Annotated in this window: 12 protein-coding genes and 1 tRNA gene; 5 read left to right on the top strand and 8 right to left on the bottom strand. The window is 68.5% G+C overall.

What is annotated here, in order from left to right; all coding sequences use genetic code 11:
* Complete coding sequence (locus tag ACFWN2_RS27375) at nt 1-2,205, top strand: SseB family protein (protein WP_382432057.1); 2,205 nt, start codon at nt 1-3, stop codon at nt 2,203-2,205.
* Here the strand turns inward: ACFWN2_RS27375 and ACFWN2_RS27380 are convergent.
* Nucleotides 2,151-3,089: a helix-turn-helix transcriptional regulator gene (locus tag ACFWN2_RS27380; protein ID WP_382432059.1), complete on the bottom strand. Its 939-nt coding sequence runs from the start codon at nt 3,087-3,089 to the stop codon at nt 2,151-2,153. The two genes, ACFWN2_RS27375 and ACFWN2_RS27380, sit on opposite strands and share 55 nt — an antisense overlap.
* Before the next feature lie 133 nt (nt 3,090-3,222).
* On the opposite strand from ACFWN2_RS27380, the gene ACFWN2_RS27385 reads away from it, so the two are divergent.
* Complete coding sequence (locus tag ACFWN2_RS27385) at nt 3,223-4,188, top strand: SMP-30/gluconolactonase/LRE family protein (protein ID WP_382432061.1); 966 nt, start codon at nt 3,223-3,225, stop codon at nt 4,186-4,188.
* 22 nt (nt 4,189-4,210) lie between these two features.
* Here the strand turns inward: ACFWN2_RS27385 and ACFWN2_RS27390 are convergent, their stop codons facing one another.
* Together ACFWN2_RS27390 and ACFWN2_RS27395 are read right to left on the bottom strand one after the other, a co-directional pair.
* Nucleotides 4,211-4,987, bottom strand: coding sequence for a hypothetical protein (locus ACFWN2_RS27390; RefSeq protein ID WP_382432063.1), 777 nt, complete (start codon nt 4,985-4,987; stop codon nt 4,211-4,213).
* A gap of 116 nt (nt 4,988-5,103) precedes the next feature.
* Complete coding sequence (locus tag ACFWN2_RS27395; protein WP_382432065.1) at nt 5,104-5,790, bottom strand: DJ-1/PfpI family protein; 687 nt, start codon at nt 5,788-5,790, stop codon at nt 5,104-5,106.
* A gap of 70 nt (nt 5,791-5,860) precedes the next feature.
* Here ACFWN2_RS27395 and ACFWN2_RS27400 point away from each other — a divergent pair, with 70 nt between their 5' ends.
* Complete coding sequence (locus ACFWN2_RS27400) at nt 5,861-6,877, top strand: GlxA family transcriptional regulator (RefSeq protein ID WP_382432067.1); 1,017 nt, start codon at nt 5,861-5,863, stop codon at nt 6,875-6,877.
* Between the two features lie 114 nt (nt 6,878-6,991).
* Here the strand turns inward: ACFWN2_RS27400 and ACFWN2_RS27405 are convergent.
* Nucleotides 6,992-7,063, bottom strand: a tRNA-Arg gene (locus ACFWN2_RS27405).
* Between the two features lie 148 nt (nt 7,064-7,211).
* On the opposite strand from ACFWN2_RS27405, the gene ACFWN2_RS27410 reads away from it, so the two are divergent.
* Nucleotides 7,212-8,120 carry a cation diffusion facilitator family transporter gene (locus ACFWN2_RS27410; protein WP_382432069.1) on the top strand — a complete coding sequence of 303 codons (909 nt, stop codon included), beginning with the start codon at nt 7,212-7,214 and terminating at the stop codon, nt 8,118-8,120.
* A gap of 259 nt (nt 8,121-8,379) precedes the next feature.
* Here ACFWN2_RS27410 and ACFWN2_RS27415 read toward each other — a convergent pair whose 3' ends face one another.
* Complete coding sequence (locus tag ACFWN2_RS27415) at nt 8,380-12,498, bottom strand: GH92 family glycosyl hydrolase (RefSeq protein WP_382432071.1); 4,119 nt, start codon at nt 12,496-12,498, stop codon at nt 8,380-8,382.
* Between the two features lie 302 nt (nt 12,499-12,800).
* Here ACFWN2_RS27415 and ACFWN2_RS27420 point away from each other — a divergent pair, with 302 nt between their 5' ends.
* Nucleotides 12,801-13,928, top strand: coding sequence for an ROK family protein (locus ACFWN2_RS27420; protein ID WP_382432255.1), 1,128 nt, complete (start codon nt 12,801-12,803; stop codon nt 13,926-13,928).
* A 257-nt stretch (nt 13,929-14,185) separates the two neighbouring features.
* Here the strand turns inward: ACFWN2_RS27420 and ACFWN2_RS27425 are convergent, their stop codons facing one another.
* The 3 genes from ACFWN2_RS27425 to ACFWN2_RS27435 form a co-directional block, all read right to left on the bottom strand.
* On the bottom strand, nt 14,186-16,060 hold the full coding sequence (locus tag ACFWN2_RS27425; RefSeq protein WP_382432073.1) for an acyl-CoA dehydrogenase family protein: 1,875 nt from the start codon (nt 16,058-16,060) through the stop codon (nt 14,186-14,188).
* A gap of 589 nt (nt 16,061-16,649) precedes the next feature.
* On the bottom strand, nt 16,650-17,348 hold the full coding sequence (locus tag ACFWN2_RS27430; RefSeq protein ID WP_382432075.1) for a DUF305 domain-containing protein: 699 nt from the start codon (nt 17,346-17,348) through the stop codon (nt 16,650-16,652).
* Nucleotides 17,348-18,172: a DUF3105 domain-containing protein gene (locus ACFWN2_RS27435; protein WP_382432257.1), complete on the bottom strand. Its 825-nt coding sequence runs from the start codon at nt 18,170-18,172 to the stop codon at nt 17,348-17,350. The genes ACFWN2_RS27430 and ACFWN2_RS27435 overlap by 1 nt, the downstream gene beginning before the upstream one ends.
* Between the last annotated feature and the right edge of the window lie 65 nt (nt 18,173-18,237).

Raw genomic sequence — 18,237 nt, forward strand, 5'->3', positions numbered from 1 at the left:
GTGCAGTTCGCCATCGACGGCAACGAGGCGTTCCGGATCGAGCCCGGCACGACCGGGCAGTACGAGACGGTGCTCAGCGCAAAAGTTTGGCGCGTCACCGAGGACGGTGCCGAGTCGACCGACCTGGATCCGTTGCAGGGCACCGTGAGCGACGAGCGGCTGGTGTTCATCCGCGACCTGCCGAGCCTTGGCGGCGGATGGCCGCAGTACCCGTCACTGCCTCCTGGCGACGTGATGCCGCGCACCAACACGTCGATCGCGGACCGGGTCGAGGAGGCTGTCGTCGCGCTCGCACCGGAGGGCTGGCAGCAGATCGACCTTCAGTGCCGTGCCCTCGGCGGCCACATGGAGATCGAGGCGACGGTCACCGTCGACGGCACCACCCGCGCGTGGGCGCCTCCGGTGATGGTCAGCCAGTGGCTGTACCGGCAACGGCTGCGCGACTTCCGCAACAGCCTCGGCACGTGGTTCACGGCCGGTTTCACGTTCGTCTCCGGTGGCGAGACCACGCGCCGGTTCCTGATCGAGGGTCAGCCGGAGTGGCTGGTCCCGGTGCACTACGGCGTCGCGCTCGACCTCGCCGCCGACGAGCTGCGCCTGATGCCCAGGCGGCCGGAAGCGGTGCCCGACTGGATGTGGCACGCGGCGGGCAAGGCCCAGCAGACAGGCCGTGTCCACGCGCTCCTGCCACGGGAACCGGAGGTCGCGGCCCCGCTCGAACTGGTGCGCGCCTTCGACGTGGTCGAGGACGGCAAGGGCGTCTGGTACCGGCCGATGATCGGTGCCAGGGAGAAGTACCTGCTGCTGCAGTACCTGGACAGCGCCCCGGTCGTCCTGTCGTCGCGCGGCTCGGCGAACGACCTCTTCAGCGGTGCTGAGCGGGTCGTGCCGCTCGCCTTCCGGACCGACGGGCGCTGGGTGTGGCCGGAAAGCGTCGCGCACTACCTGCGCGAGCACGAGATCCCGCCGTCGACGGCGCTGGTCGACCACATCCGGCAGCATCGCTACGAGTGCCCGGTCGTCACGGAGAACGCGAAGGCCCGCGCGGCCGCGCTCGCGATGGGCAGGCCGTTCGACGAGAACCAGATCGAGGCGGCCTTCCGCAAGGCGCTGGAACCCCTGCTCCTGGTGATCACGCGCGTCCAGACCAGCCCGCGCTTCTACAGCCTCGACGGCCACCGCGACCGGGCGTGGTGCCTGGTGCGCGACGGGGACTGGTACGAGGTCTACTGGGCGGAGGGCGAGCTGAAGGACAGGCGCGAACGGTTCGCCGACGTCCGCAACGCGGTCACCTACCTGACCGGCCAGCTCATCGAGAACCAGGACGCGCTGCGGTTCGAGATCGACGAGGAGCTGCCGGCCTGGCAGTCGCCGTACCAGGTGATCTCCGAGCAGGACCCGCAACTCGACACGATGACCGGCGTGCGGCTGACGCAGGTCGAGGACCTGTGGGTGCACCGCTACGGCGACCAGGACGGCAACCTGGCCTACGAGACCGAGATCCAGTCCGACCGCGAGCACCACCTCTACCGGCTCAAGGGCCCCTGGACCCTGATCACCGCCGTCACCGCGGAAGGCGTCCGCGCCTACGTCCTGCCGAACCGGTACACCGAGTTCCCGGGCTACATCGACGACTTCACCCTGCACCCCGGCCTGCCCCCGCTCACCGACGCGATGCGCGAGAGGGCCCGCCGCCAGGTCCCCGACGCCTGGCTGTGGTGCGCGGACCCGGAGGTCAACCCGAACTACATCGAGGGCATCCCGGACGCGACGCTCTTCGGCGCGTACGCGGTCGGCGAGGACGGCGAGTTCACCGGCGAGACCTACCTCAACCCGAACTACCGGCCAGGCCCGCAACGCCGCGGCTTCCCCGAACCCCTCGCGGACCTGGACGTGTCGCTGGGGTACGCAGCGGCAGGCTGGGCACCGCAGCACAGCCTGCTGAAGGCGACGCTGGACGCCCACCTGATCCTCGAGACCGACGGCCAGGGCAACCTGCGCATGGGCGTCACCCAGGACGGGCAACGCTTCGTGGCGGTCTGGTCGGCACCCGGCCACCTGCCGCCAGAGGCCGCCTCCCCGATGGAGACGACGGGCCGCGAACTGGCCCCGGCGCTGGCGGGCGCCGTGCTCGTCATCAACCCCGGTGGTCAGCTGGGCGTGGAGTTGCCGGGTGACGACCTGATCGCCGCGCTGAACGCCTGATCGGCGCCGGAGGTGGCCGCCCAGCTCGCGAGCAGGCTCAGCCTGTCCTCGTCGGGTGAGCCGGGCTCGGCGGTGCAGACGCACAGGTGCCGAGTGTCGCCGGTGGAGATCGGCAGGTCCAGGGCGTGGTAGCTCAGGGTCAGGCGGCCGGCCTCGGGGTGCCGGAAGATCTTGGCGCCCCGTGGGTGGATGAGGATGTCGTGCGTGTTCCACCGCGTCCGGAAGTCGGCGCTGGCGGTGGTGAGCTCGCCGACGAGGTCGCGGGTGCCGGCGTCGTTCGGGTTGCGTCCGGCCTCAGTGCGCAGTGAGGCCACGAGCGTGTCCGCGGTGAGGTTCCAGTCGCCGTAGAAGTCGCGGGCGCCGGGGTCGAGGAAGTGGTAGCGCACGAGGTTCGCGCGGCCGTCGTCGAGCGTGGTGGCGCTGCTGAAGAACGGCGCGTAGAGCGCGCGGGACAGCGGATTGGTCGCGAGCACGTCCTGGCGCGCGTTGGTGACCATCGCCGCGGACCCCGTCATGCTGTCGAGCAACCACTGGACGTTCGCCGGCAGCTGGGGCGTGGCGGTCCGGGCTCGGCGTGCGGGCCGCGAGGCGCGGGCCAGGTCGAGCAGGTAGATCCGTTCCTCGTCGTCGAGCTGCAGGACGCGGGCGACGGAGTCGAGCACCTCCTGCGAAACGCCGCGGATGTGGCCTTTCTCCAGGCGGGTGTACCAGTCGACGCTGACGCCGGCGAGCATCGCGACCTCCTCGCGGCGCAGCCCCGGCACGCGGCGCCGTCCCGCGACGGGCAGACCGGCCTGGTCCGGGCTGATCCTGGCGCGGCGGCTGGCCAGGAACTCGCGCACGTCCGCGCGGTTGCCGGACGAGGCCTGGCCGTGGTCGCTCACGCCTCGAGTCTAGGCACGCCACCCGGTGGCAAGGGGGTCGAGATTCTCCCCCCGACAAGCCGGCCCTGCCGCTCGTCCGGCCACCGCACTTCCATGGAACCGTCAACCACACCAACAGTTCTGGAGCACAACCATGTTCACCACCCGCGCGCTCGGCGGCGTGCTCACGGCGGCACTGGCCTTCTCCGCGCTCGCGCCGGCGACACCCGCCGGCGCCCACGGCCGCGAGCCCATCAGCCGGTACGTCGTCCCCGGCGACAAGGCCTACCCGGAGGGCATCGCCCACGAGCCGGGCTCGCCGTACTTCTACGTCAGCGGAACGACCGACGGAACGATCTGGCGCGGCCGTCTCGACCAGCCGCGGCTGCGGGTCTTCCTGCCAGGCGGGCAGCACGGCCGCACCACCGCGGTCGGCATGAAGATCAGCCAGGGCCGCCTGATCGTCGCGGGCGGCGCCACGGGCAAGGTCTTCGTCCACAGTGTCCACACCGGACAGCTACTGCACGTCTTCGACTCCGGCACACGGGACGGCCTCGTCAACGACGTCGCCATCGCCCCGAACGGCGACGCGTACGTCAGCGACTCGATCCGCCCGGTGCTCTACCGGATCACCTCGGCACAGCTGAAGAGCAGGCAGGTCGAGCAGCCACTGCGGACCGCGGTGAGCTTCGTCGGCACTCCGGTGAAGTACGAGCCGGAGGGCGTCATCAACGGCAACGGTCTCGTCGTCACCCCGGACGGCCGTTACGTGCTGATGGCCGACACCAACTCGCAGGCGTTCTACCGCATCAGCACCAGGACCGGTGCCGTTCTGCCGATCGACCTCGGCGGCGTGACCGACATCGGCTCGGACGGCCTGCTTCTGCGCGGCGGCAAGCTGTACAGCGTCACGAGCCTGTTCCACCCCGAGGGGGAGATCAGCGTCCTGCAGCTGAACGACGACTACTCGCGCGCGAAGGTGCAGCACCGGATCAACGGCCGGGGCATGGACGTCCCGTCGACGGCGGTGTTCGACGGCGGCGACCTGCTGGTGGTCAACTTCCAGTACCAGATCGCCGAGCCGAACCTGCCGTTCACGGTCGTCAGGGTGAAGCTCTGACCGCACGCCCGGTCGTGCGGGGCTAAGCCGGGTTCTCCGCGACGGCGAGGTAGTCCGTGTAGATCTGCGGCGAGCCCGAGAACGAGGCCAGCTGCTTCCACTCCTCGTACATCTGCTTGGTGTCGCGGTGGGCGGCCGCGAACTCCGCGGCCTCCCCGGTGGCGATGTCGGGCTCGGGGTAGAAGACGTCCAACGCGTCCAGGCTCGCGATCTCCATCATCATCACGTACTGGTCGAGACGGTTGCCCCGCTCGCCCTTGAGCACGTGGAACCGCCAGTCCGGGTAGTCGTCGATCCGGTGGTGGTTCTCGGCGATGAAGCGGTCGAACATCTCCTCAGTCACACCGGCGCGCAACGCCAGGTTGTGGATCCCGACGACCCTGGCGACGGGATCCTCGCCTGGGAGGTCGCGGTAGCGGGGGCCGGGCGTGACCGTGCTCCGCGGGTTGTCGGCCAGCAGCCGGTAGTCGGTGAACAACGTGGGCAGCTCACCGAACGTGCCCAGCCGCCGCCACCGTGCCAGCACGGCCTCCGCCTCGGGGTGCTGCGCCCAGAACAGCCGGGCCTGCTCGGTCTGCTCGCCCCTGGCGGTGACGTAGCGGTCGCGCTGCTCGGCGCTCTCGATCTCGTACAACATCAGGTACTGCCCGGTCCGCTCTCCGCGCAACCCGCGCAGCAGAGTCCACCGCCACCCCAGGTACAAGGGCAGGTGAACGCCTTCAGCACGCACGAAGGTCTCGAACTCCTCCGGCGTGACACCGGCCTCCGTGTCGATGGCGATGTACTGGAAGGTGAACACCGACGAGCGTCCCAATTGCGTCCAATCCTCGGGCCGGGAAGGGGAACGCGCGTCCGACGAGCACGACCCCCTTCATCACATCCTGCCAGCGCCGGAAAGGGCCGTGACCGAGGCGATCACTCGGCCCGGCGGGCCGCCTGCATCAGCGGGACGATGGAGGTGAGCGTGTGCTGGCGGTTCTCCGGGCTGATCGCCGCGACGCGGTCCACCTCCGGGTCCCACGGGTGCTCGAGCACGCCGGCCACCGCCCTGGCCGTGTCGGTGTTCTCCAGCCGGTCGATCAGGTGCAGTGCCATGTCGATGCCGGCGGTGATGCCCGCGCTGGTCACCACCGTGCCAGTGTCCACCCAGCGCCGGTCGCGGACGACCTCGACCGCCGGGTGCTGCGCTGCCAACTCGTCCAGGACGAGCCAGTGGGAGGTGGCGGCCCGGCCGTCGAGCAGCCCGGCCGCCGCGTAGACCATCGCGCCGTTGCAGACCGAGGTCATGATCGTGCCGTGCTCGGCGATGGCCCGCATCCGGGCAAGATGGGCCTGGTCGGCGTAGAGCGCGTCGATGCCCGCGCCGCCGGGGTGCACGATGAGGTCGGGCAGGGGCTCGTCGTCGATCCCGCCGTCCGGGGTGACCGTCAACCCCAGCGCGCACCGCACAGGCGCCCCGTCGAGGCTGGCCGTGCGCACGCTCACCGGCCGGCTCGCCACCGTCTGCCAGATCCGGAGCGTCTCCCACGGGCCGGTGAAGTCCAGTTCCTCGACGCCGTCGAAGAGGAGCACGGTGATGCGGTAGGGCTGCGTGTCCGTCATGCCCTCATCCTTCGCACCCCGCCCCACCGCGGCGAGTAGCAGGAATGCCCATGATCGATAGGATTCCGCCATGACCGGTTCGTCTCGCCGGCGGCATCGCGTCGCGGTACTGGCTCTCGACGGCGTGCAGCCGATGGAGGTCGGCATGCCGTTCCAGACCTTCGGCCTGCACGACAGCCGCTACGACGTCATCCTGTGCGGCCGGTCCGCCGGGCCGGTCGAGACCCTCAACGGCTGGTCGCTCACCGCGCCGCACGGCCTCGACGAGGTGGTCACGGCGGACACGGTGATCGTGCCCGCCTACCGGGGCTCGGAGCGCGACACACCGCCGGAGGCCACCCCGGACGTGCGGGACGCGCTGCGCGAGGCGCACTCCCAGGGTGCGCGGATCGCCACCATCTGCACGGCCGCGTTCGCCCTGGCCTCCACCGGCCTGCTCGACGGCAAGCGCGCGACCACCCACTGGCTGCTCACCGACGAGCTGGCCCGCCGGTATCCGCGCATCGAGGTGGACCCCGGCGCGCTCTACGTCGACAACGGCTCCCTGATCACCTCGGCCGGGGTGGCCAGCGGCATCGACCTCTGCCTGCACCTAGTGCGCCGGGACTGCGGCGCGGCCACGGCCACGTCGATCGCCCGCGGAATCGTGGCCGCGCCACACCGAGAGGGAGGCCAGGCGCAGTACGTGACCCGCCCGCCGGCGCCACCGAACCGCACCGAGCTGAGCGCGACCCTGGAGTGGGCGCTGCGCCGCCTCGACACCCCGCTGACGGTCGCCGCGCTGGCCGCGCACGCCGCAGTCGCCGAGCGCACGTTCGCCCGGACGTTCACCGCACAGCTCGGGATCAGCCCGATCAAGTGGCTCACGGCCGCCCGGATCAGCCGCGCCCGCGAACTGCTGGAGACGACCGACGCCGGCATAGACCACATCGGCCAGGCATGCGGTCTGGGAACTCCGGCGAACTTCCGCCACCACTTCAGGGTCGCGACGGGAACCACTCCGACCGACTACCGCCGCACCTTCTCGTCCCGAACCGGCGTCCATGCCCCGCCGAACAACCTGCTGGCGGACTTGAGCGAGCAGTAGAGAAGAAACAGTGCCCCCAGCAGAGGCGACACGCGGACGTTCCCAGCCCCCAGAAAACGCCCGAAGGCGACCCGGTTCGCGCACTCCGCGAACATGGATCGCCTTCGACTTCGGTGCCCCCGGCAGGATTCGAACCTGCGCTCCCGCCTCCGGAGGGCGGTGCTCTATCCCCTGAGCTACGGGGGCCGTAGCTACGTGGAAGATCCTAGCGCACTCCCGCCACTCCGTTTCACACCCACCCCCAACGCCGCCAGAGCATGACCTCCGTCACCACGGAGTGAGACGGGAATACGCCAGATTGCACTCATGCGCATATCGCTATATGTTCCGAAGCATGGGCCACGGGCATGGGCACGGATCGGCGAGCGCGAGTGGGCAGCACGCCGGCAAGTTGTGGATCGCGTTCGGCATCGGCGCGGTCTTCATGGTGGTGGAGTTCGTCGTGGGGTTCGCGACGTCCTCGCTGGCCCTGATCTCCGATGCCGCTCACATGCTCACCGACGTGCTCGGGGTCGGGATGGCGCTGGCCGCGATCATGGTGGCGCGCAGGGCCAAGGCCGGGAAGAACCGCACGTTCGGGTTCTACCGCGCCGAGGTTCTGGCGGCGCTGGCCAACGCGATCCTGCTCTTCGGCGTGGCCGGGTACGTCATCTACGAGGCGGTCGGGCGGTTCCAGGACCCGCCGAGCGTGCCGGGGTGGCCTGTGCTCATCGCGGCGACGCTCGGGCTCGCGGCCAACCTCGTCTCCTTCAGCGTGCTCAAGGAGGGCGCGAAGGAGAGCATCAACGTCAAGGGTGCCTATCTTGAGGTGCTGGCCGACCTGATCGGGTCGGTGGGTGTGCTGATCTCGGCTCTGGTCACGATCACGACGGGCTGGAAGTACGCGGACCCGATCATGGGTGTGCTGATCGGCGTGTGGGTGTTGCCGCGGACCTACAGCCTGGCCAAGAACGCGCTGCACATCCTGTTCCAGCACGCGCCGGAGCGGTTGGACGTCACGGAGATGCAGAAGGCGCTCACCGAACTGCCTGGCGTTACCGAGGCGCACGACCTGCACGTGTGGACGCTGACCAGTGGCATGGAGGTGGCTTCCGCTCACCTCACGACGGCCGAGGACGCCGATCACGCGATCGTGCTGAAGGAGGCGCAGTCGTTGCTCAAAGCCAAGTACCACATCGAGCACGCGACGCTGCAGGTCGAGGGCGGCTCGTCAGCGCAGCGGTGCCGGGAGCTCAGCTGGTGATCGGGGCAGGTCGCGGATCTCGTCCTTGGTGGACTGCGCGCCCGTTCGTGACGGAACGACCGGCTGGCGGGGTTGTGGCACGGCGGCCCAGACACGGCCTCGTTCGAACGGCACCACAAGAGCCTCCCCAGTCACCGCACACGAGTCGACAAGATCTCATCGGAGTATGTCTGAAAGGGATAGATCCTTTCAGGTGAACGGGAAAGGCCGCGTTCCGTGACGGAACGCGGCCTTCCTCGTCAGAGCGGCTGGCTACTCGCTACAGCCCAGCGCACTGTCCTGCCTTCGGACCCTTCACGTCGTTCGCGAAGCCGTTGTTCGACGGCGCCGGGTTGTTGCCCGTGCACGAGAGCGGTCCGCCGACCGTGGACGCTGCCACGACCGACCTGGTCTTGTTCGACGTCAGCGACACGGGACCGCCGACCGAGGTGTTCTCGATCGCGACCTCGGTGGCGGCGCCGTGCACCGTCACCGGGCCGTTGACGCGGGTGCCCACCAGCACGACGGACGACGCGTCCGCCGCCGACAGCGGGCCCTTGATCTCGCCGCCGAAGACGTAGAGCGTCGCGCCCCGTGCAACGGTCACCGGACCGCTGATCGTGGCACCGTCCACATAGGTCACGCCCTTGACCTGCAGCGGTCCGTTGACCGTGCCGGTCACCGTGGTGGTGGCGGCCGGCAGCGGCTTCGAGAGCAGCTCGAACTCGGACAGCGTCACGTCGCCGGTGAACTCCAGCCGGTAGAAGTTGTACCGGCCCGGCGAAGCGATCTTGAACGACCGGGTGTACTGCTGCCACTGGAAGTTCTCGCCGGTGCGCTTGTCGACCGTGGCCCACGTCTTGCCGTCGTAGGAGCCCTTCAGCTCCCACGCCGACGGCGACGTGCCCGTCTTGCCGTTGGTCAGCGTGTAGAACTCCACCTTCTCCTTTGCGTCGGAGGCCTTGAAGTCGAACGACTTCACCACCGCTGACGTCGAGGAGTTGTTGTCCACCAACGCTTCCGTGCCGACACCCGAGGAGACGTCGCGCAACGGCGTCGGGACCGCGTCACCCGTGGTGATCGAGTCCGGCACGTCGTTCGCGCCCGTGCCCCAGGCAGAGGGCTTCGGGCCCATGTCGAAGTCGATCGTCCCGCCGGCCGCGAGCAGGTCGTGCGGCAGCGACGTCTTGTTCCACGCCTTGCCGTTGACCTTCACGCCCTGCACGTAGATGTTCTTCGTGTTGTTCTTGGGCGCGTTGACGACGAGCTTCTTGCCGTTCTCCAGCTTCACGGTCGCCTTGGTGAACAGCGGCGAACCGATCGCGTAGGCGGGCTTGCCCATCTGCAGCGGGTAGAAGCCCAGCGAGGAAAAGAGGTACCAGGCCGACATCTCGCCGTTGTCCTCGTCGCCCGCGTAGCCCTGGCCCTCCTGCGAACCGACGTACAGGCGCGACAGGATCTCCCGCGTCTTCTCCGCCGTCTTCGCGGGCTTGCCGGCGTAGTTGTACATGTACGCGATGTGGTGCGACGGCTGGTTGGAGTGGCCGTACTGGCCCATCCGCACGTCCCGCGCCTCGATCATCTCGTGGATCACGCCGCCGTAGCCGCCGGGGAACTTCGCGGTCTCCGGCAGGGTGAAGAACGAGTCGAGCTTCTGCGCCAGCTTCTCCCGCCCGCCGTACAGGTTCGCGAGACCCTGCCCGTCGTGCGGCACCGTGAACGCCATGTTCCAGCCGTTCGTCTCGGTGTAGTCGTAGCGCCAGTCCTGCGGGTTGTACTTCGACGGGTCCTCGACGCGCCACGAACCGTCGGTGTTGCGGCCCTGGAAGAAGTCGATCCGCTTGTCGAACGTCAGCACGTAGTTCTGGGCGCGGTTGAGGAAGTACTCGTACTCCTCGGCGTAGCGCTTCTCGCCCGTCTTCTCGTGCAGGGCCTTCGCCATCGACGCGATGCCGAAGTCGTTCAGGTAGCCCTCGATCGCCCACGACCACGCCTCGTGCAGCTGGTCGTTGGCGGTCCAGCCGAGGAAGACCGACCGGTCCATGCCCTTGCGGCCGACGTTGTTGCTCGGCGGCACGACGGACGCGTTCTTCACCGCGGCGTCGTAGGCAGCCTTGATGTCGAAGTTGTTGACGCCCTTCAGGTACGCGTCGGCGAACGCCACGTCGGAGCTCGTGCCGGTCATCAGGTCCGCGTAACCGGGGGAGGACCAGCGCGAGATCCAGCCGCCGTCCTTGTACTGCTGGACGAAGCCCTCGGCCATCTCGCCCGCCTTGGAAGGCGTGAACAACGAGTACGCGGGCCAGGTCGTGCGGTAGGTGTCCCAGAACCCGTTGTTGACGTAGACCTTGCCGTCCACGATCTTCGCACCGGTCTTCGTCGGCGTGTTCTCACCGACCAGCGGCGACACCGGGGACGCGTACTGGATCTTGTCGCCGACCTTCTCGAAGCCCGAGTTCGGGTAGAGGTAGAGCCGGTACATGTTCGAGTACAGCGTGATCAGCTGGTCCTCGGACGCACCCTCGACCGAGATGATGCCGAGGATCTTGTCCCACGCGGCCTGCGCCTTGTCGCGCACCGAGTCGAACGTGTCCGAGCCGGTGACCTCCTGCTCCAGGTTCGACTTCGCCTGGTCCACGGAGATCAGCGAGGTGGCGATCCGCAGCTCGACGGTCTTGTCGCCGAACGAGAAGTAGCCGCCCACGTTGTCACGGCCCGCGCCGGTGAGCTTGCCGCTCGCCGTCACCGCCTTGTCGACCTTGCCGTAGACGAACAGGCGGGTCGCGCCGGTGGAGAGACCGCTCTTGACGTCCGAGAAGCCCGTCACGACACCGTTGGCGGCGTCGAGGGTGAGGCCACCGGAGTTGTTCACGTTGTCGAAGACGAGGTTCTTCTGGGCGTCGTCGTTGAACGTGAACCGGAAGACCGCGGCGTGGTCCGTCGGCGCGATCTCGGTCTTCATGCCGTTCTCGAAGGTCACGCCGTAGTAGTGCGCCTTCGCGACCTCGTTGTCGTGCCTGAACGGCAGGGCGCGCAGCGCGCGGTCCTGGGTCGGCGCGACGTTCGAGGGCATGACTTGGAACGTCTGGCGGTCACCCATCCACGGGCTGGGCTCGTGGGAGGTCGTGAACGCCTGCAGCGTCGGCAGGTTCTGCGCGTTGTTGCGCTGCGCGTACTCGTACAGCCAGCTCTGCGAACCCGCGTTGGTCATCGGGGTCCAGAAGTTGAAGCCGTGCGGCACCGCGGTCGCCGGGAAGTTGTTGCCCCGCGAGAACGAGCCGTTCGAGTTCGTGCCGCGCGTGGTCAGCACGTAGTCGGAAGGCTTCGCGTACTGCTTCGTGACGACGTCGCCGATGCGGATGTCGTCGTACCAGGCGGCGAAGTCCGTCGGGCCCTTCGGACCGTCGTAGGCGACCAGGATCCGCTTGATCGTCTTGCCGGCGGCGACGGCGCCGATCGTGGACGCCACCTTGTTCCACTGGTTGGTGTACAGGAACTTGCCCGCGCCCTGACCCTGCGGCGACAGCGTCGCACCGTGCTGGTCGACGGCCTTCAGGTCGCTCAGGTACGTGCCGTCGGAGAACGCGAGGTCCACCGCCGAGTACGTGCTCGGGTAGTCCAGGTTGTCGGTCACGAACTCCGGGAAGATCATGTACGACAGCTGGGTCTTGGCGCTGACGGGGACGTCGACGTCGAAGACCTTGTTGTAGCTGTACGCGCGACCCTCGGTCGTGTGCCTGCCCTGGGTGCGGAACGACTTCACGCCCGTCCAGCCGGCGCGCGACTTGGCCGTGTACCCGCCCGTGGGACCGCTGCCGGTGACGCTGCGCATGTTCGGCGCGGGCGGCGTGGTGGAGCCGTCGGAGAGCTGCACCTCGGCGAGCTGCATCACGTTGGTGCCACCGTTGTTCAACGTCACGTCGAGCTTGTAGTGGCTGAACGCCTGGGGCGTCGCGATGTCGTAGCTCTTGGTCTGGAAGCGCTCGGCGAAGGTCTCGCCGGCGCGCGTGTCGACGACGGTCCAGTCCGTGCCGTTGTTCGAGCCCTGCAGCGTCCAGTTCTTCGGGTCGCGTTCAGGAGCGTCGTTGGCGGACGACAGTGCGTACTTCCTGATCGTCTGCTGCTCGCCGAAGCGGAACGACGCGAAACCGGTGGAGGTGAAGACCAGCCACTTGGTGTTGACGCTGCCGTCGACGAGGTTCTCCTTCACCTCGCCGGCGTCCGCGTACTCGCCGTTGGCCTTGACCTCGAGAACCTTGTCGGACACGTTGCCGGGGATGCCGGAGCCGTCCGAGCCGATCACGCCCGACGACTTCGGGCTGCCCGACGCGCCGGTCTCGACCGTGTTCGACCACGACGGTTGAGGTTGACCGTCCTCAAAGGACGACGAAAAACCCACTCCTGGCTCCTCTGGTGCGGCGGCCGCGAAGCCGTTGGTAACGCCACACACCAGTGTCGCAGTGATCGCAACGCTCAACAGGGTTGTAGTTCGTCTCTTGCGCAGGTGCCTCATTGCAACCCTTCCGCCGCCTGCCCCATTTGGGAGGGAGCGTTTCTGCACCTGACATCGTTGTCAAGGGACAAGACGGGAATTGTCGTGCAACCTGTCCTCTCAACAGTTGCCCGTGACCACCGGCGATCAAGATCTAGAATCGCGTGGTGAGCGACCGCAAGCCGCCAGAGGTGGGTACACCAGCGGGCATGCGCGTGCTCAACCAACGCGCTGTGCTCGGCCTGTTGCGCCGTCTGGGTGCCGCCACGCGGCCCCAGGTCGCCAAGGACACCGGGCTGTCCAAACCGACCGTCGGCCAGGCCCTGGCCGATCTCGAACGTCACGGGCTCGTGCGCCCGATCGGCCGCACGACAGCGGGTCCTGGCCGGTCAGCCGTGGTCTACGAGCCGAACCCGCTCGCCGGCTACGTGCTCGGCGTCGACATCGGCCGCGAACGGATCCGGGCGGCGCTGGCCGATCTGGGCGGGTCGGTGGTGGCCCGCGTGGACGAGCGCAACCGCAGCCGGTCGGCCGCCGCGCTCGTGCGCACCGTGACCGACCTGGCCTCACGCACCGTGGCGGACGCTGGGATCGCTCTCACGGACGTCGTGGTGAAGGTGATCGGCAGCCCGGGAGTGATCGACCAGCGCTCGCGGGTCGTGCGGCACGCGCCGCAACTGCCGGGCTGGGAGTCGCTCGGCGTGATGGACGGACTGGAGTCGTCGCTCGGTCCGCTGCTGGTCGTGGAGAACGACGCGAACCTGGCCGCACTGGGCGAGCACGTCTACGGGGCGGCGCGGAACGCCCGCGTGTTCGTGTGCGCGACGGTCGGCACCGGTGTCGGCATGGGCATCGTCGTGGACGGCAAGCTGTTCCGCGGCGCGCACGGCGCGGCGGGGGAGGTCGGGTTCCTGCCGTTCGGTGAGTCCTCTTCGGACGTCCGTCGTGGACAGTTCGAGGACGCGGCGTCGGCGGGATCCGTTGTGGCGCGGGCACGTGAGCTCGGGCTGACGGCGCGCTCGGCTCGTCAGGTTTTCTCGCAGGCGCGTTCCGGCGATGCCTCGGCGCTGGAGGTCGTGCGGGCGGAGGCGGAACGGCTCGCGTTCCTGGTGGCCGCCGTCGCCGCGGTGATCGACCCGGAGCTGGTCGTCCTGGGTGGTGGGGTCGGGTCGAACGTCGACCTGCTGCTCGAACCGATGGAGGCGAGGCTGCGCACGATGACGCCGCTGGCGCCCCGGATCGTGGCGGGCTCGCTGGGGGACGGGGCGGTGCTCTCCGGTGCCATCGCGATGGGTCTCGAAGCCGCTCGTGAATTGGTCTTCGAAGTTACTCTCTGAGAGTAGTTGAGTACCCCTCACCTGGTAGTTCACTCAATTGTCGTAACTGTTAACGGTGTTTTGTGGCTTAGCGTTACCGGCACCTCCTCCTGGAGGGTTGTGTCCTTCCGTTGCAAGGGGAGTCGGTAGGGGGATGCGGGGGACGTAGCCCCCTACCGACCGTGCACTGGGCAGGTGCCGCGCCCGCACCACCATCAGCCTGCCCAGTGCAGTCAACGGCTCAGCGCAGTCAACGGTCCAGTGGGGCAGTCAACGGCTCAGCGGGGCGTCGGCCGGTGGACGTTCGCCGCCGTCGACTCGTGGTGTGTGGAGTCCGCGATCCATCGGCCAGGAATGGACGCGTCGACGACGCCCTCCTCCAGCCACGCGTACTCACCGGCGAGGACCTGCCTGGCCACCGCCTGGTCGCTGTCGTCGGTGTTCTTCCAGAGCTTCTCGAACAGCTCGTCGACCCTGATCCGCGCCTGCTTGGCGAACGCGTCGGCCAGCACCTGGGAGTTGGGGTTGCCGTCCTGAGCGGCCCGGACGCAGGCGGCGCTGATCGCGAACAGTTCGGCGCCGATGTCCACGATCCGGCTCAGGAACCGCTGCTTGCGCTCCATCTTCCCCTGCCACCGCGACATGGCGTAGAACGTCTGCCGCGCCAGCTTGCGCGACGCCCGCTCGACGAACCGCAGGTGCTTCGCGAGCGGTCCGAACTCCGTGTAGCCGACCGGGGTCTGGCCCTTGCCGACGATCAGCGTCGGGAACCACTTCGCGTAGAAACCGCCTGCCTTCGCCGCCGCCTTCACCTTGGCCTGCCGGTCGGCGTCCGGGTCGATGATGTCGCCGGCGACGCTCAGGTGCGCGTCCACCGCCTCACGGGCGATCAGCAGGTGCATGATCTCGGTGGAGCCCTCGAAGATCCGGTTGATGCGCAGGTCCCGCAGCACCTGCTCGGCCGCGATGCCGCGTTCCCCGCGCGCCGCCTGGCTCTCCGCCGTCTCGTACCCGCGCCCGCCGCGGATCTGGACCAGTTCGTCGGCCACCAGCCAGGCCTTCTCGCTCGCGTAGAGCTTCGCCAGTGCGGCCTCGATGCGGATGTCGTGGCTGCCCGCGTCCGCGAGCTCGGAACTGAGGTCCAGCACGGCTTCCAGCGCGTACGCGGTCGCGGCGATGTAGGCGATCTTGCCCGCGACGGCCTCGTGCTTGCCGACCGGAAGACCCCACTGGATCCGTTCGCCCGACCACTCGCGGGCGATCTTGAGGCACCACTTGGCGCTGCCGGCGCAGAGGGCGGGCAGGCTCAGCCGTCCGGTGTTGAGGGTGGCGAGCGCGATCTTGAGACCGGCGCCCTCCTTGCCGATCACGTTCTTCGCCGGCACCCGGACGTCGTGGAACCTGGTCACGCCGTTCTCCAGGCCCCGCAGTCCCATGAACGCGTTGCGGTTCTCGACGGTGATGCCCTCGGCGTCGCCCTCGACCACGAACGCCGTGATGCCCCTGTCCGGCACCTGGGCCATGACGACGAGGAGGTCGGCCACGACTCCGTTGGTGGTCCAGAGCTTCACGCCGTTGAGGACGTAGTCGTCGCCGTCCTTCGTCGCGATGGTGCCGAGTCTGGCGGGGTCGCTGCCGACGTCCGGTTCGGTGAGCAGGAACGCCGTGATCTCGCCCTTGGCGCACCGGGGCAGGAATTCCTGCTTCTGCTCCTGGCTGCCGAACATGGCGACCGGCTGCGGGACGCCGATGGACTGGTGTGCCGACAGCATCGCGCCGATGGCGGGGCTGGCGCTGCCGACCAGCATGAGGGCCTTGTTGTAGTAGACCTGGGTCAGGCCGATGCCGCCGTACTCGGGCTTGATCTTCATGCCGAACGCGCCGAGGTCCTTGAGGCCCTTCAGGACTTCGTCCGGGATCTGGGCGTCGCGTTCGATCACCGTGTTGTCGATGTGCTTCTCGGTGAACTCGCGGAGCTTGGCGAGGAAGGCCTCGCCTCGGGTGCGGTCCTCGGTGGTGCCACTCGGATGCGGGTGGATGAGGTCGATGCGGAAGTGACCGAGGAAGAGCTCCTTGCCGAAGCTCGGTCGCTGCCAGCGGGTTTCCCGTGCTTGTTCGGCGACCTGCCTGGCCGCGCGCTCGTCGACGGTCATGGTTACCTCCGAGTAGGGGTGTGACCCACGTTACTCAGGGGTAGGCGGTTGTCCATGGGTTGAGCGGCGAATGGGCACGTTGGGTGCGGGTGGGGTTGTGCGGGTCGGGAATGCGGGCTGGTGGCGGTTTTGGCGGGGTTGGTCGCGTTTGTGGGGTCGGGTCGCCTTGCGAGGGTGCTCGCGCGGGTCTTGACGATTTTGTGTGTGCGATTGGGGCTTGACCTTGAGCTTCTGGCGGGGTGCTTGACGGCCGGAAAGGCCGGGCTGAAAAGCGCCCGGCCGTGCCCGAAGGGGTAGCACCCCGCCCCTCAAGGTCAAGCCCCAATCGCCAATGCAGGTGTGCACCGCTACCCATCGCCTCATAGTTCAGACGGCTCGCTGCGCATCGCCACGCCAGGCTGCGTGCGTGGTCGGCCTTGCGCCTTCGGCTGTCCGGTTGGCACCACGCGCCTGGCATGCGTGCGGGATCGCCCTGCGAGGGCGACTGCGGTTGGCGGCTTGCTGCGTGTGTGGTCGCCTTGTGCGGGCAAGCGAAAAGGCCGCCCCCAACCCTCGGGGACGGCCCAATCGCACTGATCAGCGGTACCGGCTACGGCAGCGGGGCGGCTCCGCGCTTCGCCAGGTAGTCCTTCATCAGCTCGGTCTCGGCGGACTGCGACTTCAGCATGTTGTCGGACAGCGTCCTGATGAACGGCTGACCGGCGGCGGTCGAGGCGTACTCGGCCATCGGGGCGCCGCCCTGGTGGTGGCGCAGCATCAGCTGGAGCCAGTAGACGTCGAAGTCTCGTCCCGCGGTCACGGTGCGGAGCTTGGTGAGCTCCTCGGTGGTGGCCATGCCGGGCATGATCGGCTTGCCCGCCTCCGGGGTGGTGGCGCCGTGGCCGTGCACTCCGGCCGCGTCCATCCACTTCATGTAGACGCCGGAGATGTTCTGCTCGTGCTCGTTCCACATCATCAGCCAGCCCTTCATCCGCCCCACCTGTTCGAGCTGGGTGGAGGAGATGTCGAACGCGAGCTGGCGGATCTCCGGGTCGGTGGAGCGGTCACGGGCGATGTTCGCCATCTGGATGCCCTGCAGGTGGTGCATGGACATGTCCTGGCAGAACCCGACGTCCACGGAACCGGAGGCCGGGGCCGCGGACGACGAGGAGGAGCCGGGGAGCTTCACGAGCAGGCCGACGGCCGCGCCCAGCAGGAGCACGGCCAGCACGGCCGCGCCGATGACGAGGGTCCGGGTCAGCCCCGAAGGGCCGCCGGACCTCTCGTCGGTGTCGGTCGGAGCGGTCATCAGCTCGACGGGGGCGTCGACACGGAGTTCGACGACGGCGGCGTGCTGGTGTTGGGCTGGCCCTCGGTCTGCGAGTCGTCCTTGCCGCCGTCCATCGGCACGGCGTCGGCGCCCGGCTTCTCGGCCACGAACGGGGCCGGGTTCGACAGGAACTGCGGGTTCTCGCAGGACGCGCCGACCTCGGGGTAGGTGTTCGGGTTGCGCAGCAGCGACGAGATGAACTGGTCGACGCGCTCGTCGTCGACGTTGTCCAGCTTCAGCTGGTGGCCCCACGACTGCAGCGAGAACGGCTTGTCGAGGCCCGGGAACGGCGACAGCGCCATGTACGGGATGCCCTCGACCTTGACCTTCAGCTTGTTGAGGGCCTCGTCCTTGATCTGGTCCGGGTTGTACGCGATCCAGACCGCGCCGTGCTCCAGGCCGTGGACGATGTTCTCCGTGCGGATCGCCTTGTCGTAGACGACGCCGGTGCAGTCGGCCCACGTGGCGTCGTGCGGGCCGCCGAACGACGGGGTCTGGTCGTAGGCGACGCGCTGGTCGGCCGTGACGTGACGGGAGCCCTTGTACTCCTTGATCACGATGCCCGCGAGCGCGGTCGACGGGTCCTTGTTCGTGTCGGAGGGCTTCCACTTGGCCAGGGCGGCCTCTTTGACGTTGTTCGCGTGGATCTGCGAGTACGCATATCCGAAAACACCGCCCGCGAGGCCCAGCACGGCGATCACCGCGATGATCGTGCCCCACGGCTTAGGCTTGCTCGCCACCACCGAGGAACGGGCCGCGGCCACGCTGTTGCGCGTGGCCTTCGTCTTCTTGCCGCTGGTCATGTCCGCCTCAGATGTCGTCCTGGTCAACCGGCGCCAGTGTAGGGACATCGTGTCTGATCACTGTC

Origin of the sequence: Lentzea sp. NPDC058436 (assembly GCF_042721515.1) — a bacterium.
Taxonomy (GTDB): domain Bacteria; phylum Actinomycetota; class Actinomycetes; order Mycobacteriales; family Pseudonocardiaceae; genus Lentzea.